At 38.4% G+C, this 20,098-nt stretch carries 37 protein-coding genes and 1 tRNA gene; 12 read left to right on the top strand and 26 right to left on the bottom strand.

From position 1 onward, the window contains the following. Positions 1-212 precede the first annotated feature (212 nt). From PNEUHYL_RS09840 to PNEUHYL_RS09785, 12 genes are all read right to left on the bottom strand, one after another. Complete coding sequence (locus PNEUHYL_RS09840; RefSeq protein ID WP_059367748.1) at positions 213-1,010, bottom strand: hypothetical protein; 798 nt, start codon at positions 1,008-1,010, stop codon at positions 213-215. 107 nt (positions 1,011-1,117) lie between these two features. Then, on the bottom strand, positions 1,118-1,528 hold the full coding sequence (locus tag PNEUHYL_RS09835) for a hypothetical protein (RefSeq protein WP_059366185.1): 411 nt from the start codon (positions 1,526-1,528) through the stop codon (positions 1,118-1,120). Next, complete coding sequence (locus PNEUHYL_RS09830; RefSeq protein ID WP_059367746.1) at positions 1,528-2,085, bottom strand: Panacea domain-containing protein; 558 nt, start codon at positions 2,083-2,085, stop codon at positions 1,528-1,530. Before PNEUHYL_RS09830 ends, PNEUHYL_RS09835 begins: the two co-directional genes overlap by 1 nt. A gap of 75 nt (positions 2,086-2,160) precedes the next feature. Further along, entirely contained in the window at positions 2,161-3,099 is a 939-nt protein-coding gene (locus PNEUHYL_RS09825) for a recombinase RecT (protein ID WP_059367744.1), read from the bottom strand. Between the two features lie 12 nt (positions 3,100-3,111). After that, positions 3,112-3,405: a hypothetical protein gene (locus PNEUHYL_RS09820; RefSeq protein WP_059367742.1), complete on the bottom strand. Its 294-nt coding sequence runs from the start codon at positions 3,403-3,405 to the stop codon at positions 3,112-3,114. After that, positions 3,402-3,887, bottom strand: coding sequence for a hypothetical protein (locus PNEUHYL_RS09815; protein ID WP_059367740.1), 486 nt, complete (start codon positions 3,885-3,887; stop codon positions 3,402-3,404). The genes PNEUHYL_RS09820 and PNEUHYL_RS09815 overlap by 4 nt, the downstream gene beginning before the upstream one ends. Beyond that, on the bottom strand, positions 3,884-4,291 hold the full coding sequence (locus PNEUHYL_RS13785) for a hypothetical protein (protein ID WP_255204593.1): 408 nt from the start codon (positions 4,289-4,291) through the stop codon (positions 3,884-3,886). Before PNEUHYL_RS13785 ends, PNEUHYL_RS09815 begins: the two co-directional genes overlap by 4 nt. Positions 4,292-4,300: 9 nt before the next feature. Beyond that, positions 4,301-4,555, bottom strand: coding sequence for a hypothetical protein (locus PNEUHYL_RS09805; RefSeq protein WP_059367738.1), 255 nt, complete (start codon positions 4,553-4,555; stop codon positions 4,301-4,303). Between the two features lie 344 nt (positions 4,556-4,899). After that, positions 4,900-5,367, bottom strand: coding sequence for a hypothetical protein (locus tag PNEUHYL_RS09800; protein WP_059367736.1), 468 nt, complete (start codon positions 5,365-5,367; stop codon positions 4,900-4,902). 15 nt (positions 5,368-5,382) lie between these two features. Beyond that, the gene (locus tag PNEUHYL_RS09795) at positions 5,383-5,631 is read right to left on the bottom strand and encodes a hypothetical protein (RefSeq protein ID WP_059366195.1); all 249 of its coding nucleotides are present in this window, start codon (positions 5,629-5,631) and stop codon (positions 5,383-5,385) included. A 374-nt stretch (positions 5,632-6,005) separates the two neighbouring features. Then, positions 6,006-6,206: a hypothetical protein gene (locus tag PNEUHYL_RS09790; RefSeq protein ID WP_059367733.1), complete on the bottom strand. Its 201-nt coding sequence runs from the start codon at positions 6,204-6,206 to the stop codon at positions 6,006-6,008. A 224-nt stretch (positions 6,207-6,430) separates the two neighbouring features. After that, positions 6,431-7,039 carry a KilA-N domain-containing protein gene (locus tag PNEUHYL_RS09785; RefSeq protein WP_059367732.1) on the bottom strand — a complete coding sequence of 203 codons (609 nt, stop codon included), beginning with the start codon at positions 7,037-7,039 and terminating at the stop codon, positions 6,431-6,433. A 401-nt stretch (positions 7,040-7,440) separates the two neighbouring features. On the opposite strand from PNEUHYL_RS09785, the gene PNEUHYL_RS09780 reads away from it, so the two are divergent. Further along, positions 7,441-7,905 (top strand): hypothetical protein, encoded by a 465-nt coding sequence (locus PNEUHYL_RS09780; RefSeq protein ID WP_059367730.1) that lies wholly within the window; start codon positions 7,441-7,443, stop codon positions 7,903-7,905. A 45-nt stretch (positions 7,906-7,950) separates the two neighbouring features. Here the strand turns inward: PNEUHYL_RS09780 and PNEUHYL_RS09775 are convergent, their stop codons facing one another. The 9 genes from PNEUHYL_RS09775 to PNEUHYL_RS13460 are packed head-to-tail and all read right to left on the bottom strand — an operon-like array spanning position 7,951 to position 11,920. After that, positions 7,951-8,316 (bottom strand): antiterminator Q family protein, encoded by a 366-nt coding sequence (locus PNEUHYL_RS09775; RefSeq protein WP_059367728.1) that lies wholly within the window; start codon positions 8,314-8,316, stop codon positions 7,951-7,953. Beyond that, positions 8,307-8,867 (bottom strand): recombination protein NinG, encoded by a 561-nt coding sequence (locus tag PNEUHYL_RS09770; RefSeq protein WP_059367726.1) that lies wholly within the window; start codon positions 8,865-8,867, stop codon positions 8,307-8,309. Before PNEUHYL_RS09770 ends, PNEUHYL_RS09775 begins: the two co-directional genes overlap by 10 nt. Further along, positions 8,864-9,292: a recombination protein NinB gene (locus PNEUHYL_RS09765; RefSeq protein WP_059367724.1), complete on the bottom strand. Its 429-nt coding sequence runs from the start codon at positions 9,290-9,292 to the stop codon at positions 8,864-8,866. Before PNEUHYL_RS09765 ends, PNEUHYL_RS09770 begins: the two co-directional genes overlap by 4 nt. Then, positions 9,282-9,875: a DNA N-6-adenine-methyltransferase gene (locus PNEUHYL_RS09760; protein WP_059367721.1), complete on the bottom strand. Its 594-nt coding sequence runs from the start codon at positions 9,873-9,875 to the stop codon at positions 9,282-9,284. Before PNEUHYL_RS09760 ends, PNEUHYL_RS09765 begins: the two co-directional genes overlap by 11 nt. After that, positions 9,872-10,507 (bottom strand): replication protein P, encoded by a 636-nt coding sequence (locus tag PNEUHYL_RS09755; RefSeq protein WP_059367719.1) that lies wholly within the window; start codon positions 10,505-10,507, stop codon positions 9,872-9,874. Before PNEUHYL_RS09755 ends, PNEUHYL_RS09760 begins: the two co-directional genes overlap by 4 nt. Further along, positions 10,495-11,253, bottom strand: a complete 759-nt coding sequence (locus PNEUHYL_RS09750) for a helix-turn-helix domain-containing protein (protein WP_059367717.1) — start codon at positions 11,251-11,253, stop codon at positions 10,495-10,497. The genes PNEUHYL_RS09755 and PNEUHYL_RS09750 overlap by 13 nt, the downstream gene beginning before the upstream one ends. Further along, positions 11,250-11,465 (bottom strand): hypothetical protein, encoded by a 216-nt coding sequence (locus tag PNEUHYL_RS09745; RefSeq protein WP_059367713.1) that lies wholly within the window; start codon positions 11,463-11,465, stop codon positions 11,250-11,252. The genes PNEUHYL_RS09750 and PNEUHYL_RS09745 overlap by 4 nt, the downstream gene beginning before the upstream one ends. Then, the gene (locus tag PNEUHYL_RS09740; protein ID WP_059367710.1) at positions 11,462-11,698 is read right to left on the bottom strand and encodes a helix-turn-helix domain-containing protein; all 237 of its coding nucleotides are present in this window, start codon (positions 11,696-11,698) and stop codon (positions 11,462-11,464) included. Before PNEUHYL_RS09740 ends, PNEUHYL_RS09745 begins: the two co-directional genes overlap by 4 nt. A 51-nt stretch (positions 11,699-11,749) precedes the next feature. After that, positions 11,750-11,920 carry a hypothetical protein gene (locus tag PNEUHYL_RS13460; protein ID WP_164703643.1) on the bottom strand — a complete coding sequence of 57 codons (171 nt, stop codon included), beginning with the start codon at positions 11,918-11,920 and terminating at the stop codon, positions 11,750-11,752. Here PNEUHYL_RS13460 and PNEUHYL_RS09735 point away from each other — a divergent pair. Next, complete coding sequence (locus PNEUHYL_RS09735; protein ID WP_059367708.1) at positions 11,896-12,105, top strand: KTSC domain-containing protein; 210 nt, start codon at positions 11,896-11,898, stop codon at positions 12,103-12,105. The genes PNEUHYL_RS13460 and PNEUHYL_RS09735 overlap by 25 nt on opposite strands. Before the next feature lie 10 nt (positions 12,106-12,115). On the opposite strand, the gene PNEUHYL_RS09730 is transcribed toward PNEUHYL_RS09735, so the two are convergent. Genes PNEUHYL_RS09730 through PNEUHYL_RS09715 form a run of 4 tightly spaced genes read right to left on the bottom strand, consistent with a single transcriptional unit; the run spans position 12,116 to position 13,589 of the window. After that, positions 12,116-12,631, bottom strand: coding sequence for an HNH endonuclease signature motif containing protein (locus PNEUHYL_RS09730; protein WP_059367705.1), 516 nt, complete (start codon positions 12,629-12,631; stop codon positions 12,116-12,118). Between the two features lie 2 nt (positions 12,632-12,633). Further along, positions 12,634-12,861: a hypothetical protein gene (locus PNEUHYL_RS09725; protein ID WP_059367699.1), complete on the bottom strand. Its 228-nt coding sequence runs from the start codon at positions 12,859-12,861 to the stop codon at positions 12,634-12,636. A gap of 14 nt (positions 12,862-12,875) precedes the next feature. Further along, positions 12,876-13,340 carry a phage regulatory CII family protein gene (locus PNEUHYL_RS09720; RefSeq protein ID WP_059367697.1) on the bottom strand — a complete coding sequence of 155 codons (465 nt, stop codon included), beginning with the start codon at positions 13,338-13,340 and terminating at the stop codon, positions 12,876-12,878. Between the two features lie 51 nt (positions 13,341-13,391). After that, positions 13,392-13,589 (bottom strand): YdaS family helix-turn-helix protein, encoded by a 198-nt coding sequence (locus PNEUHYL_RS09715; RefSeq protein WP_059367694.1) that lies wholly within the window; start codon positions 13,587-13,589, stop codon positions 13,392-13,394. A gap of 134 nt (positions 13,590-13,723) precedes the next feature. On the opposite strand from PNEUHYL_RS09715, the gene PNEUHYL_RS09710 reads away from it, so the two are divergent. Together PNEUHYL_RS09710 and PNEUHYL_RS09705 are read left to right on the top strand one after the other, a co-directional pair. After that, entirely contained in the window at positions 13,724-14,476 is a 753-nt protein-coding gene (locus PNEUHYL_RS09710; RefSeq protein ID WP_059367693.1) for a LexA family transcriptional regulator, read from the top strand. Positions 14,477-14,618: 142 nt separating this feature from the next. Next, positions 14,619-14,694: transfer RNA gene (locus PNEUHYL_RS09705), tRNA-Arg, on the top strand. A gap of 229 nt (positions 14,695-14,923) precedes the next feature. On the opposite strand, the gene PNEUHYL_RS09700 is transcribed toward PNEUHYL_RS09705, so the two are convergent. Beyond that, positions 14,924-15,466, bottom strand: a complete 543-nt coding sequence (locus tag PNEUHYL_RS09700; protein ID WP_059367687.1) for a hypothetical protein — start codon at positions 15,464-15,466, stop codon at positions 14,924-14,926. Positions 15,467-15,570: 104 nt separating this feature from the next. Between PNEUHYL_RS09700 and PNEUHYL_RS09695 the strand changes: the two genes are divergently transcribed. The 8 genes from PNEUHYL_RS09695 to PNEUHYL_RS09660 all read left to right on the top strand — a co-directional run bounded on the left by PNEUHYL_RS09695 (position 15,571) and on the right by PNEUHYL_RS09660 (position 20,097). Further along, positions 15,571-15,798: an HP1 family phage holin gene (locus PNEUHYL_RS09695; protein ID WP_238327203.1), complete on the top strand. Its 228-nt coding sequence runs from the start codon at positions 15,571-15,573 to the stop codon at positions 15,796-15,798. Next, entirely contained in the window at positions 15,795-16,328 is a 534-nt protein-coding gene (locus tag PNEUHYL_RS09690; protein WP_059367686.1) for a lysozyme, read from the top strand. Before PNEUHYL_RS09695 ends, PNEUHYL_RS09690 begins: the two co-directional genes overlap by 4 nt. Continuing rightward, a complete protein-coding gene (locus tag PNEUHYL_RS09685; RefSeq protein ID WP_059367683.1) occupies positions 16,301-16,639 on the top strand; it encodes a DUF2570 family protein in 339 nt (112 codons plus the stop codon). Before PNEUHYL_RS09690 ends, PNEUHYL_RS09685 begins: the two co-directional genes overlap by 28 nt. Further along, positions 16,584-16,826: an Rz1-like lysis system protein LysC gene (gene lysC, locus PNEUHYL_RS09680; protein ID WP_255204592.1), complete on the top strand. Its 243-nt coding sequence runs from the start codon at positions 16,584-16,586 to the stop codon at positions 16,824-16,826. Before PNEUHYL_RS09685 ends, lysC begins: the two co-directional genes overlap by 56 nt. 17 nt (positions 16,827-16,843) lie before the next feature. Beyond that, on the top strand, positions 16,844-17,470 hold the full coding sequence (locus tag PNEUHYL_RS09675; RefSeq protein ID WP_059367679.1) for a ParB/Srx family N-terminal domain-containing protein: 627 nt from the start codon (positions 16,844-16,846) through the stop codon (positions 17,468-17,470). Next, positions 17,457-18,170 carry a Mom family adenine methylcarbamoylation protein gene (locus PNEUHYL_RS09670; RefSeq protein WP_059367675.1) on the top strand — a complete coding sequence of 238 codons (714 nt, stop codon included), beginning with the start codon at positions 17,457-17,459 and terminating at the stop codon, positions 18,168-18,170. Before PNEUHYL_RS09675 ends, PNEUHYL_RS09670 begins: the two co-directional genes overlap by 14 nt. Before the next feature lie 90 nt (positions 18,171-18,260). Next, entirely contained in the window at positions 18,261-18,653 is a 393-nt protein-coding gene (locus PNEUHYL_RS09665) for a helix-turn-helix transcriptional regulator (RefSeq protein ID WP_059367672.1), read from the top strand. Continuing rightward, the gene (locus tag PNEUHYL_RS09660) at positions 18,643-20,097 is read left to right on the top strand and encodes a phage terminase large subunit family protein (protein WP_059367671.1); all 1,455 of its coding nucleotides are present in this window, start codon (positions 18,643-18,645) and stop codon (positions 20,095-20,097) included. The genes PNEUHYL_RS09665 and PNEUHYL_RS09660 overlap by 11 nt, the downstream gene beginning before the upstream one ends. Position 20,098: the final 1 nt, after the last annotated feature.

Raw genomic sequence — 20,098 nt, 5'->3', positions numbered from 1 at the left:
TTTTTCGACAAATGGTGCCGAGAGGTTCGAAAGCCTTCAAGTGGTTAGGCTGGACGTATTTCCCTTGCGGGTATTGTATTAGTCGCCCTCTCGACTTAACGAGATTTCGGCATAAAAAAGACCGCACTTTGGCGATCCGTTTACTACCGCCACTTGAAAAAGGTTTCGACACCTTGGGGCGGATAGTAGTATAAAGTGTTGGGGTTGTCAAATTAGACTTCATTTTTATCTAAAATATCAATTAAATTTTTGATGTGGTAAAGCACGATTTTGTCGTCTACCGTGTGAACCATTACATCAACAATAAAGAGTTTGTGGTAGGGGTGTTCTCGCATTACCATCGTCTGTTTAAGCTCGTTTGTTTCAAAACTCACTTTAATCGCTTTTTTAGTAAAGGCTTCGATAATAGCTTTGTCGATCTGTTTATCTGCAGCTGTAACGGCTAATTGCATTACACAACCTTTTTGCAATCCGACAATCGGTTCTTTCATTTCATCCATTTTCTTGCCGATTAGATGCTGTAATGCATTCGCTTTCATATTGTCGGCTTCAAAGTGAATATGAATACCACCATCAACTTTGATTGAGCCGATAGAAATGCTTGCTTTTGGGTCATTTGCAACAGGTTCTAAGGCGTGGCTTAGATGGCGCAATTCGCTTACATTTATATTGTCGGGCTGTGGTCGCTTTCCTTGTAGCCAGCCGTATGTTTGAGCAAGACGTTCTCCAAACTCAAAAATAGCATTGCTATGTTCAATAAGTGTGTAAGTTGCGGCAACATAAGTTCCTAACTCGACAATAATGCTACCTTTGGTAATTTGTGTAACGTAGATGTTACTATCACAAGGTTGTAAATTTTGTTCTGGTGTAGAGTTTTGAATAAAGCGTGAATATTCTTTTGAAATGCCATCTAAACTTTGACATAAGGTGGATAACTCCACTGGTTTATCATTATGTAAGTAAATTTGTAATTTCATATTCTCATCGATTACTGTAAATGGTTCTGTCATAACACGCCTCAAAATTCAGATACAAAAAAAGCCACTTAATTGTGGCTTGCCGACTTTCTGTTGAAAGTAGGCATAGTCTAGAATAAAGGGCGGTGGGTGTCAAATGTTTAGATTAGTGATTGTCGAATAATTAGCTCTTGGTGTGCTGAAATATCGTCTGATTGCAATGCACATTGTTGAATATATTTTAGATGTTCATTAACTAATATTCCACAATGAAATAATTCAGAATTACCTATTCGATTGCCCAATTCATTTTTATCAAGTTCATAAAATTCATCAAAACAAATCCAAGTATTTTTACTCAGTATAGGGTTACTATTTTGTGGCAAAAAGAATGCTTGATGCGTATTTAACTGACAACCATATTCAAGGGTATATCTCCACCCCTTTGAAGTGGTTTTAGCTACAATCAATTTTTGTGATGTCATACCCAAAATAATTAGGTATTTATCACGCTCTCCGCCATCATTAAACTTGAATTTAGGATGAAATAAGATTGAACCCAACTGAAGCATTACTTTAACACCTCAAGCAGTGCTAGACGTTCAATACTGTCCTTGTGCATTGACTCCCTATTTTGGCTTGGTAATGCTAACTCATAAGGAATTATTTCTTTCTTTTTGCCTTCAACTTCATAGATTTGATGCCACGGTAAACGTTCAAGGTGGGTTGCTTCGATCATATCATCAGCAAATGCATTTTTATATTGCTGTGCTAATGTATTAAGTATTTTTAATTCTCGTTTAGAAAAATGGGTTTGATCAAATTCAGACAAGGCATTAAATTTCAGCATTTCTTGTCTTCCTTTACGGATGGGAATTTGTTCAATTTTGATTTTAGCTAGAAAATCGGCTTCTGGCTGTTTAATTTCTTCATGTAAATCGACAGGTACAGGTCCCATTTTCCAAGCAGAATAATCAAGCCCTGTTACGGAACGCCCTACTTGTTTGTAATGCTCAAAATCAAGGAAATAAAGCAACTTAAAGAGCTTTATTTTCCCTAACTTTTCAACATTTTGAGAAAAAAAAGTAATTACTTGTAACAATTTTTCTCTATTGTGAGTGATGAGCATTGATTTTCCTCTTTTGACTAGTGTGGTTATAGTACTTAATTTTTAATTTTAAATAAAGAATAAGAATTTCTGACGTTATAGTTTCTCCAACTTCTCCAATTCGTCATACTGTTCTTTGCTGAACTCATACATCCCACTATCACACAATTCTTGTAGTGTGGTTTCACCGTTGATGATGTTTTGTTTGCATTGTTCAAAGGTTTCCTCATCAACAACTGTAATGATGTTATCCTCTTCTTTTTTGCCGCCCTCTTGCTTGTCCATTTCATCAATGCGGTATTTGTCGTTTCCATTTTCAATTTCAACCGCTCTTGCGATTTGTTCCTGACGTTCTTCCATTGGCATTTTACTGAGAACATATTTAATGGCTTTCCCAATGTACATTTCCAAATTCCACAAGGTGTAAGGCGAATAGCTGCCATTTTTCTTGCTTGGGCTGACTCCGGCAATTTGTAGGATTTTGCCAAAACTCACAAAGCGGTGAGAAATTTCATTGTTTTCTTTTGTGGAAACCAAAACGCCACGGAGATGACCTTCAACCCAAGCCGGTTCATAATCTTTTTGGTTATCAACATCAGGGATATGTTTGACGACAGTGTCAAATCCATCGCTTACCATTTCAAATTGATCGCAGTCAAAAATAGGTGTCGCACGTAAATTAATGCCGGCACGTTTGGCTAATAATTGCCATCCTTTGTAGCCAATCTGAAATTCGGCATCTTTTTTGTACTTAACGATATAAGCAAGCCCCATATTTTTATTGAGTGGCAAGTCTAATTCTGCCGCTTGTAAACCGGACTTCACAATGCTTTCAGGGGTACAATAGACAAGCGAATCATCAAGCGCCACATTGAGTAATGTGGCTGCAAATTTCTCTTTCTTGTTTGGATCTGAGAGCAAACTTTTAATTCGGCTTTGGATACCTGCACTACCAATATAATGTTTGATATCGACTTTTCGTTGTTCTATCGGCGTTAGTTTTTTTTCTTTGCTTTCTGTTTTGTTATCTGTCATTTTTCACCTCACTTAATCAGGGGCATACTCATTCATTCGTTTATCTAGACGTTGCTTTGCTACATAAGCAATAGCTCGCTCTCGCACTTCGGTGAGCTTATAAAAAGCACCGGAACCGATAGCTAAATCGTGCAATGCTAACTCTTCATCGTTGTAGGCAATGTATTCATTAATCGCATAAATAACGTTTTCATCTTCATTTTCAGCATCGGCTTTGATGGCTTCTATTTCTTGTTCGAGGGCAATTTCATAGCCGGCGAGGTTGTCTAGGTGTTCTTGATGGGCTGTGGCGAGAAAAGGTTTCATTTTGCTTGCTCCTGTGTGGCTTTTACCATTTCTGCCAACATTGCGAACATTGCCGGTTCAAGTACAATGGTGCGTGCGCTTGCACGGCGGTCTAAATGTAGGCGGATGTTGCCGTGTTTATCCACTAAATAACCGGTTAATCCATAAGGCGTGAAAGGCTTGCGATGTGGTTTTCGTGCCGGTTTTTGCAGCGTGGCTGGCTTCGGTGTTGTTCCTGTTAATTCAATTTTGGGTGATTCGGGTTTAACAGGTTTTGGTTCAATTTTTTTCATATTCGTCTTTCCTTTTTCATAATGCGGAATTTTTGTACTATTTAATAAATTGAATGAATCAATTCGTTTGTTTAAGGCGTTAATCGCAACCATTTCGTTCATAAGAGGATAAGTGCGAATTTCCCGTTTATTATTTACCCAGAGTTCACCGTGATATTTTTTCGAATCAGCATTAAAAAGAACGTGCATTTTGTAACTTTCAACTTTCATTTTTTAGCCCTCAAAGTGCGGTCAATTTCCGCTTGTTTTTGAGCGGTATAAATTCGCAGTTCTTGTTCTGCTTGTGGGGTTAAATTAGGCGGTAAGCAAAGCCCGTTTTCATACACACCGCCTTTCAGTTCGCAACGGGTTTCAAGGCTGATTTGTTCGCTGACTTCGTTATTGTGCCAGTCGGTTGGGTTGCCCCACGCTTGTGAGACACTAAAAACGACAATCAATACGGCTGCGGTAGTGAGTAGAATAAGGAGACATTTGCCAAGAAAGGCGAGAAATTCAAGAATGGATTTGTGCATAGTGGTGTCCTTTTTTGGTGGTTCGTTGAGAAATATGGTGCGGGAACGCATAGCAGGTTGTTCCGGTTTCTTTTTTCCGGTTCGTTTTTGTCGTTTGTTCATGTTGTTTCCTTACTCATATTTATTGCCACAAAATGGACAATAGTCGTTGATAACTTTTGTTTTACGTTTTACTTCACGAACGTTTCCGTTTCTTGCAGTTTTTTTCTCAAAATATTGAACTTCTACTACAGTTCTTTCTCCAATAACTTTCCAATTTCTAGTCGGAAATACGGTGTTAAGAGATACACCTCCAACCAATTCAATGCCTTGTTTTCTCAAATGTTCGGCTAGTTTTAATTTGTAATCATTAATACATTCGCACATAGTTTTTCCTTTACTGAATTTTGGGTATAAAAAAGCCCACCTGTTACAGTGGGCAAATAACCTAAGGAACGATGGTTAAACCATCAAAAACCGCTCTCGGTTTAGAGGTTTCAAGAAGATTGGGCGAATTGCTTCGCACAGGGTTTTGAGAGCGGTTTTTGATGATTGCCTTTTTTACAGAAAGGCTAACTGGGTTTATATGCTTTTCCTTGCGAGGATCGGCTTAAAGCACGCAGTATCTCCGATTAAAGTAGTGCAAGTACCTGAATCTGCTTTAGTTTATAGCTTACCTTAGCTCTTTATCTATAAACCATAGAGTTAGGCTTGTAAGGCTCAAGCAAAAGTTAGTTATATGCGGTTAATATTAATTCAGGGAACACGACAATTTCATTTATTAATTTGCTAATCGTTGTTAGCTTTTTAATACCTGTTTCACTATCAGTTACAGTCATTTTAAGACTTAAATCAACTGGGCCATACCACCCTTCCCTTAAGACTTCCTCTCGTTCTTTTTCATCAAAGAGCTCAATAAGAATTTCTTCAACAGTGCGACCGGCAAAGATTTCGCTTTCTTCTCCAATCCAGAAGGCTTTTTGCATTTCTTGAATATCTTCAATTGCTTTATCAATGCATTCAATCCCTTTTCCATACCGTAATGTGTCAATAATTCCATTTTCGTGTACAGTAACTGAATATTCTCCGGTATCTATATCTTGAGCAAGTGTAGGGCGGTAATGTTCAATGAATTTCATTCGCTTAGATTGTCGGATTAGCTCGTCATATTCCGACTTTGAAATTGTGATTGTTTCCATTTGTAGTTTCCTCTTTTAAACTCTCACTAACTCCCGACAACCCATTTGTCGGCGTTCTTTGGCTCTGACTTGACCGGATTTGATTTTGCCTTTTACATAGTTATAGTTGGCAATATCAATTAGCTTTTTGTCTCTGCCGGCAAGATTTATCGCTTTTTCAACCTTGTTGCCGATTGGTTTAGCAATTAAAGCTTTTTGCTTTTGAGCGATACGTTTAGCCCGCTTAAAGTTTTTTGCCGGATTAACCGATTTTGTGATGTTCATACTCTTTCTCCTCTCTTATTTCAAACCGCACTTACAATGTGATAAATCCGATACTCTGTCATTTCAGTGTAACCTTGTTACCGTCAAATTCATTTCTCGTTATTTAAGAGAGTAATCGCGGTTTGAAATAAGCCTTGTTTTACTGCCGTTCAGCGTGGGGGTCATTAAACAAGTTAACCCGATTCCACTTAACTAAATTGTGTCGCAACCGTAGATAACAGATTAAGTACAACAATCTCTTAACCTCTTACGGTATATAGATTTTTAAAGAACATTCAAACCACCGTCTCTGCTTATCTCTCAACTTTCGCCTGCTCGGGTGGTAAAGGCAGAACCTTTATTCAAGCCCTCCTCAAAGAGCTTGGTAAAAATTCTTAAGCGAGGGCTTGAGCGGTGATTTCAGCACAGGCTTTGATATTTTTCGTTAGCTCGTCCATAAATCCACTCTCTTGTTTTTGATATAGACTATATAACTCTTGAGGGCTTTTGCCGCTTTTCTGCGCCATTAGCTTGATGCTTTCTACTAATGCCATTAAAAAGAAATCTTTGTTTTCGAGGAGTTGTTTAGCTGTCATGTTATTTCCTTAGTGGGTGTTTTGTTTTTATGGGAGTATTGTATAGTTTTTTCTATAATATGTAAATAGAAAAAACTATATAAAATAGATTTTTTGTTTGGTTGGTTGATTTTTAATCATGGATTGGGTGCAGAAAGCCCTTGTTGATAGATTTGACTTTTGTGGGAAAAGAAATTGATTTAAGTCAAATTTAAAAAGAAAACCCGCACTATGGCGGGTTGGGATTATTGGTTTTTTACTAATCGCATTAATAGCTCGCCTGCTTGCTGTACATCTCTTTCAACATTTGGGCTAAAGATAAAAAGATAGCCATCATTATCTCCACAATGCGAGCATAATGTCGCAATTTCTTGTTTTAATACATCATTTGAGGTTTCACCACAGTTGCCTATCGCTTGCTGAAATTCTTTCCAACGATTAGCATATTGATAGATTTTTAATAATGTTTTTAATTCATTCGGATCAATTTGAGGCTTAAGCAAAGCAAGTTGTTGCGTTTTTTGCAACTGCTCATTTTTGTGCATATTTAGAAAAGCACGTAATACGACTAAGTGGAATTTCGGGCTGATCCAAGTTGCATAGGCTAAAACAAGTTCTTCGCAGGCATAGGTTCCTGAATTTGGTCCTCCGTGAATCACTTTTACCGAGTTACAGATCTGCAACTCGGTATTTACTTCAATTTCAGCAATAAGATCCTTAGTTTGATCTAGACGTAAGAAAAACGTTGGTTTATGTTTATTTTCACCGCCACTTGCTTTATGTAAGTCTGTTAAAGAAAATAAATTTTCAAAAGTACGGATAGAATTGTTAAGAATTGATAATTGAGTAGTCATGGGACTGTCCTTACTGTTTTATTTGAGATTAGCCACTTTTGAGAGTGGCGCCGAGAGGCTCAAAAACCGCAGTAAGTCGGCTGGAGTTATTCCCCTTTCGGGTATTGTATTCCTCGCCCTCTCGGCATAGATAAATTTTAGGTATGCACAATCAAAATTCGTAGGAAGAGAGAAAAGAGATCACTAATTTTAGGCATAAAAAAACCGCTATGCTATCGGGCGCGGATTTCCGCTTACTGTATTAGGTTTTGAGACCTTAACAGAGATACTAAAATAAAAATCCCACCTTGTAAAGGTGGAATTAAAAAAGTTATTGTATAAATGTGATTTAGATCACTATCAAAAAAAATTTAATTTTGTAAAATGATGTTACCTAAGTAATAAGTAAACAGGAGATTTCTATGAAAAAACTATTCCTTATCAGTGCTGTATCTTTGCTATTAGCTGGTTGTATCCAATCGCCTTATAACTCGCAAGTTTTTCAAGATATACAAAAAGCATCAACGAACGTTCAAACAAATGAGTTTGGAAATGACTTTAACGAAAACCTAGTGCCAAAAATCATCAAAGGTAAAACTACTGAGCAACAGTTAATCGCTATGTTCGGTGAACCAAATATGAAACTTGTGTTAAATGAAAAAGATACAAAATGGAATTACTTCCATACTAAAATGCAGTTTGAATCTCCTACCTATATGACTGGCTCTCTCTCTGATTTTCAGAATAATATTAAACAAAGCTCAATGACTAAAACTTTAGATATTCTTGTCAGAAATGGAAAAGTATTAAACTATGCTTTACAAAAAGCTGATCCGACAATTAAAACTAATACGAAAACCAAAATAGATCCACAAAAACTAAACTAATATGGCTCAAATAGCCTATCTAGCTTTGTCTGATAGGCTTATTTGTTAAGCAAGAAAAATACATTTATTTTCAGTGAGCAGTAACTTTAAAGATTGCAATGCAGCATAAATATAGCATTTATATGTTTTTGAACCGATTTTCATTTCTTTGCACACTTGAGCAGGCTCTAGCCCTGAGACATATCGATGCATAAAGACATTATAGAGGTCTGGAGTAACGGCACGCATTTTTAATGTGCAATCGTGAACAATCATTGCTGCATCATCACTAAGAGGCTCCCCCTGATGGCGGTTAGAATAACCAACTTCACGCATAAATGGTTGAATAGATGGATATTCGGTACCGGTTCGGGTGTTCGCCCATATTCCATATCGTTTTGCTATCGTTTTAATATCACCCGCTATACGCATTGTTCCAACTCCTTAACCTTTTCTTTGTAATACTTGATAATTTCTTTACAGTCTTCGATGGTGTATTTTTTCGGGTCGTGATCTTGGCGTTCTAGCCACTCGACTTTCTCTACACCGATTTTTTTCACGAGATGAATCCGATACTCAATGGCATTGCCGCTTTTGTGGTTATTACAGGGTTGGCATTGCTTATGGACGTTCAACTCACAAAATCTTAATTCAGGTGCTGCGCCAACACTTCGATAATGCCCTGCGTGCCATTGCCCTTGATGGTATCGACCGCAACTGATACAAGGTTCGTCTTTATCTCGTAGGCGGATAAATTTATTAAATACCGATTGCGCCTCTTTCAACCATTCTGAGCGGCTTTTTAATTTCGCCTTACGTTCCTTTAGTTTTTGTTTTTCGGCTTTATGTCGTGCTTTCTGTGCGTTATTTCTGACTAACTCAATAGCACATTTAGGTGAACAAGCCTTTTGTAGTGAGTTAAACGGGGTAAACGATTTGCCACAGGATTTACACTTCTTTGGTTTGAGTGATTTAGTTCTCATCTTCCCCAAAATCCCCATCTGTCGTTAAATTTCACACCGTTTTGAACGCCCCAAGCGGTCGTATATTCAATAAGGCTTGCCATACGCTTCACCCCCATTTTAGATGTTTGCTCTCGTACATTGACCAACTCCCCCTCAATACCAACAACCAATTTATAAGGAAGTTTAGTCGCTATCGTATGCCCGCTTACTAAAAGGTTTTTCCAGCCGTATAAATCGTACTTATCACCCTGCCATAACGCCTGTTTTGATATATCACCCAACATGGCATGAAACTTATCGTTTTGTTCCATTGAACGGGTTTTAACTTTAATTTCCACTACAAGCGGATCTGAGTCGTTAATCGGTAACTGGCGGATAGTCTCAATCACTCTATTTCTTACCGATTCATTGACTAAATACATTGGAGGATAATTATGCTCCATACCCACCGACCTTTTTCACAAAATCCAAACTCACTGAACGAGTCACAAAATCTTCCATACTTGGATCGAACACGATTACCATTTGACCTTTGCTGTTTCCCTTCGCTTCTTTGCCTGTAACTGGATGCAAGAAATTAATTCGTCCACCGGCAATATCAATCACTTCGTTTGCCACACCATGAATATGGTTTTGATACCATTTGGTAGATTTATCATTGTTGAGTAACATCACCACCATATAGCCGGCATCTCTTAATTCTTTTGCACGTTGAAGATAAGGCGTAACATTTGAGTAAGGCGGATTAACATAAATTCGCAATGGGAAATAACAACGCTCGGCTACTTCATCAAGTAGCTTGTCAAATAAATCATCCGCCAAAAAATCAGGGGCAATCGAAATATTGTCCGGAAACGGAATATCATCGTTGCCATATCCTTCCGGTGCAGGCTCACCGATGTAGCGATAGCACAATGCGTTTTGGTAATCCGCACAACCATCAAGATCGAACGAGCCAAATTTATTTTGTAACCAGTTAAAAAAATACTTCGGCGTGCGATAGTGGTCTTTGTTAAATTCGGTCATTGCATTGCTCCTCGTACTTCAGCCATTAAACGGTCTCTTGCTTGATTTGCTCGGTCCTTGTCGTAAAAACTTGGTTGCTCCGGAATCCCTTTTGGAATCTCCTCAAAAGGGAAATTTGACCGCACTTTTTCCGCCGCTTCCGTGAGTAATTTCGGAATGGCTTTCAACGTGTCCTCTTCCGATTTTTTCTTGCACTTTTCGTAGAGATTTTTCAGCAACCAATACTCCACTTTTGAGCGATATTGAAATTCGTCCAGATTGAATCTGGCATAGCCTAAGAAAGTTTGGTAGCGTTGGTATAATTCCGTTTCGTTTGGTAAGCCTAGCGCGTGATAGTCAAGTGCTTTGCACCAAGAAACGAACAACCCTACGCTTGGCAAAAATTTATCCTTGGATTTCTCTGCGGCATTTAGCCCATCCTGCAACTGGGATTTTGTGATTTTTTCTTGCACCAACACACGCAACCAAGTTTGTTTTGCCGAAAGATAATCCGCTTCGGTCTCAAATGCAGTACGCCAGCCGGGGAAAATACCTTTCAACTCCTGAAAGAGCCAATTAATCATCGCTTCGGCACGTTGCGCACGCTCCGGCGAAATTTGATTTAATTGAGATTGTGTCGCTAAAGTTCCCATTGTTGCCCATCCACGGTGATTTTCATTCCGGCAGACCAACCCGTCTGCGTATCGTCAAATTTTGGCTTGTTTGATGGTATAACCTCTCGCAGTTTTTCATCTCGCCAATCCCACGAAGCGTTAAAGCCTTGCCAGTTTCGATCAATCATAATTTCAACCACTTCGCAAATTGAAATGCCCGCCTTGTCCGCTTGTTTCTGCAAGCGATTCATCTGCGTTTCGCTAATCACGCCCTTTTTGGCTTTACGGTGCGCAATAAAATCTTTAGCAAGCTGACCAGTTACGCCAAACTTCTCAAGCAAAATTTCAGCCTCGCTTTTTTGCGTAGTTTTTTTATTAGGGTTAATTGATGGTTCAATTGACGGTTCTGGGTTAAGCTCGTTTACTAGGGGTGGTAAAGCAGATTTACTAGGGGGGTTAAGCTCGTTTACTAGGGGTGGTAAAGCAGATTTACTAGTTAAAGACGGTAATTCCTCCCATTTTTCAGGGTGTAAAATATATAAATTTGAGCTATTTCCCTTTGGCGTTTTTCGTTCCTGAATCGTTAAATATCCCATCTCAACCAATTTTTTAGCGTGGCTGATTGCTGTTGGACGAGACATTTCACATTGCTGTGCAATTTTTTTGTAGCTTGGATAACAAATTCCCTCATCATTGGCATTGTCTGCCAACTTGATAAGCAATAATTTTGTGAGAGGATTGCCCACTTTGGCATTAAATGCCCGATCCATTAGTTTTATGCTCATAACAAACCTCTTGCCTTTAATGCGGAAATCGTTCTGTGATAGCGGTCTTGCAACCCATTTTTAAAAATCACCTCTCTTGGCGGTTCTATGCCAAGTTCTGCGTAACGAAAATAAAGCAATAGACTTTTAAATTCTGAACCACTCAATTCCGCCATCATTTCATCAATAATGGCGTTGGGTACTTGAAAAGAGTTGGGAATAAATTGACTCATACACCCGCCTCAATAAAATACTGTTTAACCCGCTTACCGCTTGGCATGGTGATAAATTCATCAGTGGTGGTATAACCCAGATCACGTAAATCTTTAATGCGTGCCGATAATCGCATGCACTGAAAATCATCAAAGGCTGAAAGTGCGGTAACTTTTCCGCCTGATTGCAAATGCTTTAAAATCCTCGCATTCTGCGATTGACTTGATTTTTCGTTTGGATTAATATTTTCCATGTTTACAAAATCTCCTTTGAGTACTGCCCACGCGCCAACGTGGGCTTTTTACTAAGCTTTTTTCGCTACGATTTCGACTAATCGCACAAAATCATCACACTGCTCTAATTTATGCTGTTCTTGATCGACAAACTGATAACGGGCAAAATGTGCCATAATCTCATTTACCGACATCTCATTAAATTTAGGGGGCGAATATGCACCACATACCTGTTCACTCATCAAATGTTCTCTCCATTGCTTATGATGAAAATTTTCAAATTCTTGAAGTTAAATTTCGTAGTGGCGGAACTTATCAATATCTCAATGTTCCGCTATCCCGTTATACCGGGCTTATGTCGGCAGGCTCAAAAGGCGGTTACATTGCCGATTACATCAAGCCCTACTACCGTTACCGTCGTGTTTAATTAATCCTAATTAGCCACGGTTGCCGCCGTGTTTTTTTCTAGTTCTTGTTAAGTGGATTAACTTTGCAGCCAATTCGCAGCTTACTTTTAATTCACCAGGACAATCTCGATAATTAAATCCTTTTAATATTCCGATTTCAGCGGAAGAAACCGGAACTAAGTTTTCCAGTTTGTCATCGTATTTATCTCCGTTTCGATGAATAACATAGACCCCATCAGGCAATTTCCCATGGTGTTGTTCATAAACATATCTAGCATGTGAAATACATTTGCCATTTAATCGAATAAAATTACCGTCTCTCGCTCGTCTAATGTCTCCCTCTTCTGCAACGCCATATTGATTTACTGTTTTTCCCAAATGCCAGCCTTTTTTACAACACAACATTACTAAAGAACGTCTTGTAACTTGGCGCTCAAACGCTTCATTAAATAACTTAGCCAATTTATCTCTTGGCAGCTCTTTTCTGGCGTAGATAAAATCAAGTTGCTCTTGTGTAAAGTGAGTGTGACCAATTCGCAGTGTCATATTTAATCTCCAAAATATTCGGGCAACTTAGCTTTTCCTGTATGCTCTGCTTCAAAATCAGATGCCTTTAAACTTAATCGAGCATTTTCAATAACTTGCTTACCTAAATTAGATAATGCTTCAGAACGAGCAATTTCCTCTTGTAATTTTTCGCCGGTTATTTCATCATCAAGAATCTTTTCTATTTGAAAAAATAGATATTCATTTAAATTTTTAGATTTCACTTTCATTGTTACCTCTCTCTTTATTGCCCTAAAACCTGTTTTAAACACACCAGCTGAGAAAGAAGGTGTTCAACAGATTCCATTAATTTATCCCTCTCTTTTGCAGAAACCTCATAGCCCAAATCAGAATCCGCTGAAACGGCTTCTGCGGTATCGCCACACAGTTTTCCAACCGTGGCAGAAAGTCTTGCTACATCACGCAATAAATCGGTGGAATTGCTACCGCACTTTGGTTTTGGCATAAGTGTGCAATCCACGCTTTGTGCAATCATTTCCACAATATTCACTGACCCCGTTAGAGAAATAAGATGAATAGCGTCAATGAATCCTAATTTATTGCGTGGGTAATCAGGATTAAGTTCTTGTGCTAATTGAGATTCAGCTTTGCCAAGTGTCGGTGCAAAATTAGAAATATTGCGAGAACTAGCCAATTGAACGTGCAGAGCCTGTTGAACATAAGCGAATGGCGATTCATTTTCTTTCATAAAAAAATCCTGTCTTTTTATGGTTATTTTTTTCTTACCTTGCGTTATCTTTTATTCAGAAAGTGAACGAAGAATGTCAGTTTCTGTCACTTTTCCATTGGAGGCTTTGGCGATTAAGTGGATATATTTGCCATTGATCCCGCCCCCTTTTAACCAACGATGCACTGTCGGTTGTTTAACTTTGCAAAAATTAGCTAATTTTTTTTGTCCTCCGCATTCATCAAGAACACGTTTAATAATTTCATTCATATACATACCATTTTGAATAGTTTTATGCATATTTTATAGTTGATTCTATGTTTAGTAAATAGTTTATTCTATTTTGAACAATATAAAAAAAAGTATAAAATTGAAAAATTTGGTGAGAAAAAAGGAAGAGATAAATGGGTACGCTTGCCACAAGATTAAATAAACTGTTAAAAGAAAAGGATATAAATCAAACGGAGTTTGCAGAAATGGTAGGAATTAAGCAGCCGTCAATGCAAAGAATTCTTTCGGGAGAAACAAAAAACCCCAGAAAAATAATAAAAATGGCTTCAGTTCTTGGAGTTGATCCAAACTGGCTACTTTATGGCGATAGAGGGGCTATAAACATTGGTGGAAATGCTGAAAACTCCCCTATTACAACCACTACTAATAATTTTTTTAGCTCTGATAAATTGGCAAAAGATGAGTTAAGATCACAGAGGGAAAAACAGAAAACAGGTCTAGAACATTCTACTGTTAATAATTTACCGATTCATCAAGGTGTGATTAATGACGATTTCCACAATTTATTTGAAAGCCTTGTGTTTTCCGATGACGGATTAATTGAGATCGCTAAATTACGTAACACTAACGGAATCTCGATGATTACGATGTTTAATGACTCTATGCAACCTGCTATCAATAAAGGCGATATTGTTTTAGTTAATACGACCTTAGACAAATATTCCGGCGAGGGTGTTTATCTTTTTATTATGAATAATGAGGTTTATGTCAGACGGTTATTCCAGTCTCCTGACGGCATATTGAGAGCCAAAGCAATGAATGAAGATGCCGGATCAAGTTTTGATATTGCTGAAAATAACTTAGTTCGGGTAACTTTTTTAGGTAAGTGCATTCGGGTTATTGAGATGAAAAGCCATGATTTGTAAATTTTTAATAAAAAATACTTGAAAAGGGTACCCTTTAGGTTTATTATTTCCCGTACAGTGAGGTTTTTTGCAAGTAAGCAACGCACAAGTGAATTTTGGTAGCCCTGATTTAGAAATAGTCGGGGCTTTTTATTATATATTTACTCTGTTAGCTCAACAGGATAGAGCAATGACCTCCTAAGTCATCGATACTGGTTCGATTCCGGTACAGAGTGCCATAAATCTGATATAGCCCTGAGCTGGAATGCTTGGGGCTTTTTTGTTGGTGGTAAAAAATGGAAGACAATAAACTTGTTCAGCCTTTCGCATTTTTAGGTGTTGAAGTTTGGTTAGATGAAAAAGATCGCTTAATGCTCTCTATTCCTAATTCTTCCCGAAAACAAGAAATTGAGCAATTTTCACTACCTATTCGCAATCAAACCGGAAAGCTAATTGGGAGCCTTATTTTTAAGAAACAGATTTCTGTAAAGACTCAAACGCTATTTTCAGCAGAGGAATGGCTTGATCCGCATTCTCAAAGCCGAGATCAACCAATTTCGTTATTACCTGCTCTAGGGCTTTTCCGCTTAGATTCTTCAATGCAGAAAGTAAAGTAGATTTTTCTGACTCTGGAATATTTGCTGATTGAATTTTGCTTGTAAGTAATGCTTTTAATGTGTCTTCGTGAAATTTTACGGTGATTGTTCCTAATATTGACGATAGTCCGCCATCATCAAGCAAAAAGTCAGCACCTTTATTAGTTAATCTTGCACTATAAAAATTCTCTACGGAACCTCCCCCCAATGCATATTTTATTGAAAAACCATCAACAAGTTGATGTTCTTGTAGGTAAAATAGATTAGCAACAATATGATCGTAGGGGTAGTTGTTAAAACCAGTGTATCCGATTCCCTTATTAGCATAGTAAACCAATTCTTCACCATTAGGATGGGGATAGGTTTCAGCAAGTTTTAGTAAGATTTCTTTTTGCAATGTACGATTTAATTTCATTTTAAACCTCTGTTATTTTATTGTGTGGGAACTTTATCTTAACAGAACTATGGCTCGCTTTAATAGGCGAGCTTTTTTATTGCCTCAAAGAAAGGGGGCGGAGCATGAACAGAATGAAAGAAACATTAAAAGACATTCCGATTGAATCTCAAGTCTATGGTTGGCTCACTTCATTTTTTGGTGTGTTGACCTTAAGCGAATGGGCAATATTAATCGGTATTGTTGTGACTATTTGCGGCTATATTCGCGAATCACGTCATAAAAAGCGAATGATAGAGTTAGAAGAAATTCGAATTGGCATTCGTGATAAGAAAGGGAAGTTAATTGAATGAAACATAAAAAGAAAATCATTGCAGCTTGTTCAATCTCAGTAATTATCGGGCTACTTCAATTGAATCACCCTGACTTACGTACCAGTCAAGTCGGAATGGAAATTATCGGTAATGCGGAAGGTTGCCGCCGTGACCCTTATCAATGCCCGTCTGATGTATTAACGGTGGGTATTGGTTCGACAGAAGTAAGCGGAGGTGCTATCAATCCCAATAAACGTTACACGGATAAAGAAATTGCTGACCGTTGGGCGAATGACTTACGTATAGCAGAACGCTGCGTTAATCAATACGGCAACGGTAAGAATCTATCTCAAGGCACATTTGATGCAATGACTTCAATTGTATTTAACGTTGGCTGTGGTGCAATGCGTAAATCAACAATGTTCCGCAAAGCTAACGCAGGTGATTATATCGGAGCGTGTAATGAATTACCGAAGTGGGTTTATGCCGGCGGTAAGAAATTACGTGGGCTTGAGATACGGCGAGAAAAGGAAAAAGCATTATGTTTAAGAGAGTTGAAAGTGAGATAAAACTTACCGCACTTTTTCTTATTTTGGGCTTGTGCTTTTGGTTAAGGGTTCAGCACAACACAATCTCTAGCTTAAGAGCCAAGAATCAAACGCAAGCCCAAACTATTACACAACAAAGTGCGGTCATTTCTAAGCTTGAATTACAAGCCAAGGAAAATGAACGATTGACACTAGAACTCAGTAAGCAAGAAACCGAATCAAGGAATAAAGCCAATGACGTTATTAAATCAATTTCTCAGCAAGAGAAAAGCAGTGATGCCTATAACAGCAATGCTCCTCGCTCTGTTATCGACTTCTTGCGCCAAGAATGAACCGGTAATTACCGCTTGTCCTACGCTCCCTGCAGCTTTCATCTCTCATTTAGACAAAACCCCATTCAGTGGTAGCACCTACGGCGATGTGACACAGTATGCTGTCATTCTCAAGCGTGAGCGTGATATGTGTCTGAATCGGGTTGATAAGATTCGAGAGTGGCGAGTAGAACAAGCACAGAAATAAAAAAGGTGAACCAGCCAATGACTACTAAACAAGATCTTGAAATTGAGTATTTAAATATTCGGGATTTGATCCCCTATGTAAATAACAGCCGCACACATTCTGACAATCAAGTAAATCAAATTGTAGCAAGCATTAAAGAATTTGGTTTTTGTAATCCTATTCTAATTGATGAAGATAATGGGATTATTGCCGGACACGGACGATTATTAGCCGCCCAAAAGCTAAATTTAGAATCTGTGCCGGCAGTACGTTTAGTTGGTTTAACGAAAGCACAACGAAAAGCCTATATTATTGCGGATAACCAACTTGCTTTAAATGCCGGCTGGGATCTTGATATGCTTCGGGTTGAAGTTGAGCAATTATCGGAACTTGACTTTAATTTATCTCTGATTGGTTTTGAAAATGATGTGCTAGATAAGCTATTGGATATTGGAGCCGAAATGCCTGTTCTACCTGATGGAGGGAAAGATCCTTTTCAGCGCAAGACATTTACATTACATGATGAGCAGGCTCAAGTTGTTGATGATGCTATTTTAAAAGCAAAAACATCCCCGTTAATTGATACGGGATTAAATGAAAATTCAAATGGTAATGCTATCGCCTATATTTGCGAACAATGGTTAAAACAAAATGGAAACAGTTAGTGCCAAAAATATTATTGTAAAACCGATAAAATCATCGGCTGCGAATGCTCTTGTTCGTAAAGTTCATTACAGCGGGAAAGTGGTCAATAATAGCGTTTTACATTTTGGTGTTTTCTTAAATGGTAAGTTAGAAGGTGTAATGTCCTTCGGGTCACCAATGGATAAGCGCAAAGTTTTACCTTTAGTCAAAGATACCGCTTGGAATGGCATGTTAGAACTAAATAGAATGGCATTTAGCGATGTACTACCCCGCAATAGCGAAAGCCGAGCATTATCCATAGCCTTTAAATTAATCAAAAAACATTATCCGCATATCGAATGGATTCTGAGCTTTAGCGATGGTTCACAATGTGGAGATGGCACAATTTATCGTGCCAGCGGATTTGTTTTAACCCAAATCAATCCTAATAAAACCTTGATTGAGTTCCCCGATGGAACAAGAATTGCCAATATGACATTAACGGCAAACTGGAATATTGATACAGTCGCTCAATTATGCAAACGACTAGGTGTTGAAGTAAAGCCAAGAAACATCTCTGAATGGCGAGCGCTAGGCGGTAAAGAATTAGATGGTTATCAGTTACGTTATATTTATTTTTTAAATCCGGAAGCCAAAGGACGCTTAACTTGTCCAATACTACCATTTAGTGAAATCCAAAAACGAGGAGCCGGAATGTATAAAGGAGAAAAAAGAACGTAATTTATTGCGTATGAAGTAGGCGATGACGTAGTCCATACGAACAGCGACGGTGCAACACCGATCCATACGCTCCAACTTTTAGGTGGAAATATGAAAAAACAAACAAAACCTAAAATAGAAATCGATTTAAAGCAAGTTGAGGCTTTGGCTGCTAATGGATTAACACAGCAGCAAATAGCAGATAGTTTGGGAATTAGCGAAAGAACCCTGCGAAATAGAAAAGGAGATTTTGCCGATTTTGCCGATGCTATAAAAAGAGGAAAAGCGAAAGGTATTGCCATCGTTACAAATAAATTAATGGAGAAAATCAAAAGTGGTAACACTACCGCAATGATTTTCTTTTTGAAGTCACAAGCGGGTTGGAAAGAAACGCAAATTACCGAACACGCTGGGATAAATGGTGCGCCGATTGAAATTAAACAAATGAATAAAGAGGATTATGCTGAAGTAAGGCGGCAAATGCTGAAAGAAGATGATTGCTGATAATATTTCACAAGCCCGTAAACTTGAATGCGAATTAGACGGACTTTATTTTGCCCGTTATTTTTTTAAACATCGAACGGGTGGAAAGATGATTATTAATGCTCATCATAGGGTTATTATTCAAACATTGCAGAAAGTAATCGATGGTGAAATTAATCGTTTAATTATCAATGTGCCACCGGGCTACACCAAAACAGAATTAGCCTCTATCAATTTTATTGCGAGAGGGCTTGCGTTAAACCCCCGTGCACGTTTTTTACATTTATCTTATTCGCATAATTTAGCGCTACTTAACTCTGCTACGGCTCGTTCAATGATTAAATCTGCCGCATTTCAGTCTATGTGGCCAATGTCTCTTCGTGATGATAGCGATAGTAAATCAATGTGGTGGACAGAACAAAACGGCGGTGTTTATGCTTCATCTGCCGGGGGGCAGGTGACGGGGTTTCGCGCCGGGCATATGGAGAGTGGTTGGCAAGGAGCATTGATCATTGATGATCCTGTTAAGCCTGATGAGGCTTATTCTGATGTGGTTCGTAACGACGTAAATAATCGCTTTAATGAAACGATTAAATCTCGCCTAGCGTTAGAAACCACGCCAATTATTGTGATTATGCAACGTATCCATTATCACGATTTAAGTGGTTATCTATTGCGGGGCGGAAGTGGTGAAAAATGGCATCACTTAAATCTTCCGGTTTTAATTGATAATTCACTTCCATATCCGGAAGAAAATACTCATGGCATTCAGATTGAACACGGCTTACCCGATGGCTGGTTATGGGAAAAGAAACATAATGAAACTCATCGAATCTCTTTGTTTTCGCATCGCAGAACCGCTGAAGCACAGTATATGCAAGCGCCAAGACGATTTAATGCGGAAGGTGCATTATGGACCGAATCAATGATTGTAGCTGCGCGAGAGCTTGTCATAGCATTCGAATTAACTCGCACTGTTGTTGCTATCGATCCGCAAGCAACAAATTCTGATGAAAGCGATGAAACCGGAATTGTTGTGGCAAGCGGCTATGGTTACGGACGTGATCAATTTTATTCTGTTGATGCAGATTATTCAGGCAAATACTCGCCAAGTGATTGGGCAACTAAAGCAATACTCGCCTATCAAGAACACAATGCCGATTGTATTGTGATTGAAACAAATCAAGGGGGCGATATGGCAGAAGAAACTTTAAAGAATGCTGGTTTCAGAGGTCGAATTATTCGAATTCATGCTAATAAAAGTAAATTTGCCCGGGCAGAGCCAATCTCAGCTTTATATACACAGGGCAAGGTTCGGCACGCCGGCTCACTATACAAACTAGAAAATCAGCTTATGGAATATGTACCGGTAACAGCAAAAAAATCTCCTGACCGATTAGATGCGATGGTTTATGCGTTGACGGAACTTTATCAGCCGGTAGCTGTTGGGATTCTATTGGGGTAAT

It is taken from the genome of Rodentibacter caecimuris (genome assembly GCF_001019715.1).
Classification (GTDB): Bacteria; Pseudomonadota; Gammaproteobacteria; order Enterobacterales; family Pasteurellaceae; genus Rodentibacter; species Rodentibacter caecimuris.
Note: the sequence above shows the minus strand (reverse complement) of the source record. Positions and strands in the feature narration are given on the sequence as shown.

Excerpts from the sequence above, each read along its gene's own strand:
- PNEUHYL_RS09720 (WP_059367697.1), bottom strand. The coding sequence starts at position 13,340 with ATGAAAGAAAATGAATCGCCATTCGCTTATGTTCAACAGGCTCTGCAC.
- PNEUHYL_RS09835 (WP_059366185.1), bottom strand. The coding sequence starts at position 1,528 with ATGCTTCAGTTGGGTTCAATCTTATTTCATCCTAAATTCAAGTTTAAT.
- PNEUHYL_RS09735 (WP_059367708.1), top strand. The coding sequence starts at position 11,896 with ATGCACCACATACCTGTTCACTCATCAAATGTTCTCTCCATTGCTTAT.
- PNEUHYL_RS09710 (WP_059367693.1), top strand. The coding sequence starts at position 13,724 with ATGGGTACGCTTGCCACAAGATTAAATAAACTGTTAAAAGAAAAGGAT.
- PNEUHYL_RS09730 (WP_059367705.1), bottom strand. The coding sequence starts at position 12,631 with ATGACACTGCGAATTGGTCACACTCACTTTACACAAGAGCAACTTGAT.
- PNEUHYL_RS09685 (WP_059367683.1), top strand. The coding sequence starts at position 16,301 with ATGTTTAAGAGAGTTGAAAGTGAGATAAAACTTACCGCACTTTTTCTT.
- PNEUHYL_RS09780 (WP_059367730.1), top strand. The coding sequence starts at position 7,441 with ATGAAAAAACTATTCCTTATCAGTGCTGTATCTTTGCTATTAGCTGGT.
- PNEUHYL_RS09755 (WP_059367719.1), bottom strand. The coding sequence starts at position 10,507 with ATGGGAACTTTAGCGACACAATCTCAATTAAATCAAATTTCGCCGGAG.
- PNEUHYL_RS09660 (WP_059367671.1), top strand. The coding sequence starts at position 18,643 with ATGATTGCTGATAATATTTCACAAGCCCGTAAACTTGAATGCGAATTA.
- lysC (WP_255204592.1), top strand. The coding sequence starts at position 16,584 with ATGCCTATAACAGCAATGCTCCTCGCTCTGTTATCGACTTCTTGCGCC.
- PNEUHYL_RS09690 (WP_059367686.1), top strand. The coding sequence starts at position 15,795 with ATGAAACATAAAAAGAAAATCATTGCAGCTTGTTCAATCTCAGTAATT.
- PNEUHYL_RS09725 (WP_059367699.1), bottom strand. The coding sequence starts at position 12,861 with ATGAAAGTGAAATCTAAAAATTTAAATGAATATCTATTTTTTCAAATA.
- PNEUHYL_RS09675 (WP_059367679.1), top strand. The coding sequence starts at position 16,844 with ATGACTACTAAACAAGATCTTGAAATTGAGTATTTAAATATTCGGGAT.
- PNEUHYL_RS09740 (WP_059367710.1), bottom strand. The coding sequence starts at position 11,698 with ATGGAAAATATTAATCCAAACGAAAAATCAAGTCAATCGCAGAATGCG.
- PNEUHYL_RS09795 (WP_059366195.1), bottom strand. The coding sequence starts at position 5,631 with ATGAACATCACAAAATCGGTTAATCCGGCAAAAAACTTTAAGCGGGCT.
- PNEUHYL_RS09750 (WP_059367717.1), bottom strand. The coding sequence starts at position 11,253 with ATGAGCATAAAACTAATGGATCGGGCATTTAATGCCAAAGTGGGCAAT.
- PNEUHYL_RS13460 (WP_164703643.1), bottom strand. The coding sequence starts at position 11,920 with ATGAGTGAACAGGTATGTGGTGCATATTCGCCCCCTAAATTTAATGAG.
- PNEUHYL_RS13785 (WP_255204593.1), bottom strand. The coding sequence starts at position 4,291 with ATGAACAAACGACAAAAACGAACCGGAAAAAAGAAACCGGAACAACCT.
- PNEUHYL_RS09695 (WP_238327203.1), top strand. The coding sequence starts at position 15,571 with ATGAACAGAATGAAAGAAACATTAAAAGACATTCCGATTGAATCTCAA.
- PNEUHYL_RS09820 (WP_059367742.1), bottom strand. The coding sequence starts at position 3,405 with ATGAAACCTTTTCTCGCCACAGCCCATCAAGAACACCTAGACAACCTC.
- PNEUHYL_RS09715 (WP_059367694.1), bottom strand. The coding sequence starts at position 13,589 with ATGAATGAAATTATTAAACGTGTTCTTGATGAATGCGGAGGACAAAAA.
- PNEUHYL_RS09770 (WP_059367726.1), bottom strand. The coding sequence starts at position 8,867 with ATGAGAACTAAATCACTCAAACCAAAGAAGTGTAAATCCTGTGGCAAA.
- PNEUHYL_RS09665 (WP_059367672.1), top strand. The coding sequence starts at position 18,261 with ATGAAAAAACAAACAAAACCTAAAATAGAAATCGATTTAAAGCAAGTT.
- PNEUHYL_RS09745 (WP_059367713.1), bottom strand. The coding sequence starts at position 11,465 with ATGAGTCAATTTATTCCCAACTCTTTTCAAGTACCCAACGCCATTATT.
- PNEUHYL_RS09765 (WP_059367724.1), bottom strand. The coding sequence starts at position 9,292 with ATGGAGCATAATTATCCTCCAATGTATTTAGTCAATGAATCGGTAAGA.
- PNEUHYL_RS09815 (WP_059367740.1), bottom strand. The coding sequence starts at position 3,887 with ATGAAAGTTGAAAGTTACAAAATGCACGTTCTTTTTAATGCTGATTCG.
- PNEUHYL_RS09760 (WP_059367721.1), bottom strand. The coding sequence starts at position 9,875 with ATGACCGAATTTAACAAAGACCACTATCGCACGCCGAAGTATTTTTTT.
- PNEUHYL_RS09840 (WP_059367748.1), bottom strand. The coding sequence starts at position 1,010 with ATGACAGAACCATTTACAGTAATCGATGAGAATATGAAATTACAAATT.
- PNEUHYL_RS09790 (WP_059367733.1), bottom strand. The coding sequence starts at position 6,206 with ATGACAGCTAAACAACTCCTCGAAAACAAAGATTTCTTTTTAATGGCA.
- PNEUHYL_RS09800 (WP_059367736.1), bottom strand. The coding sequence starts at position 5,367 with ATGGAAACAATCACAATTTCAAAGTCGGAATATGACGAGCTAATCCGA.
- PNEUHYL_RS09670 (WP_059367675.1), top strand. The coding sequence starts at position 17,457 with ATGGAAACAGTTAGTGCCAAAAATATTATTGTAAAACCGATAAAATCA.
- PNEUHYL_RS09775 (WP_059367728.1), bottom strand. The coding sequence starts at position 8,316 with ATGCGTATAGCGGGTGATATTAAAACGATAGCAAAACGATATGGAATA.
- PNEUHYL_RS09830 (WP_059367746.1), bottom strand. The coding sequence starts at position 2,085 with ATGCTCATCACTCACAATAGAGAAAAATTGTTACAAGTAATTACTTTT.
- PNEUHYL_RS09825 (WP_059367744.1), bottom strand. The coding sequence starts at position 3,099 with ATGACAGATAACAAAACAGAAAGCAAAGAAAAAAAACTAACGCCGATA.
- PNEUHYL_RS09785 (WP_059367732.1), bottom strand. The coding sequence starts at position 7,039 with ATGACTACTCAATTATCAATTCTTAACAATTCTATCCGTACTTTTGAA.
- PNEUHYL_RS09805 (WP_059367738.1), bottom strand. The coding sequence starts at position 4,555 with ATGTGCGAATGTATTAATGATTACAAATTAAAACTAGCCGAACATTTG.
- PNEUHYL_RS09700 (WP_059367687.1), bottom strand. The coding sequence starts at position 15,466 with ATGAAATTAAATCGTACATTGCAAAAAGAAATCTTACTAAAACTTGCT.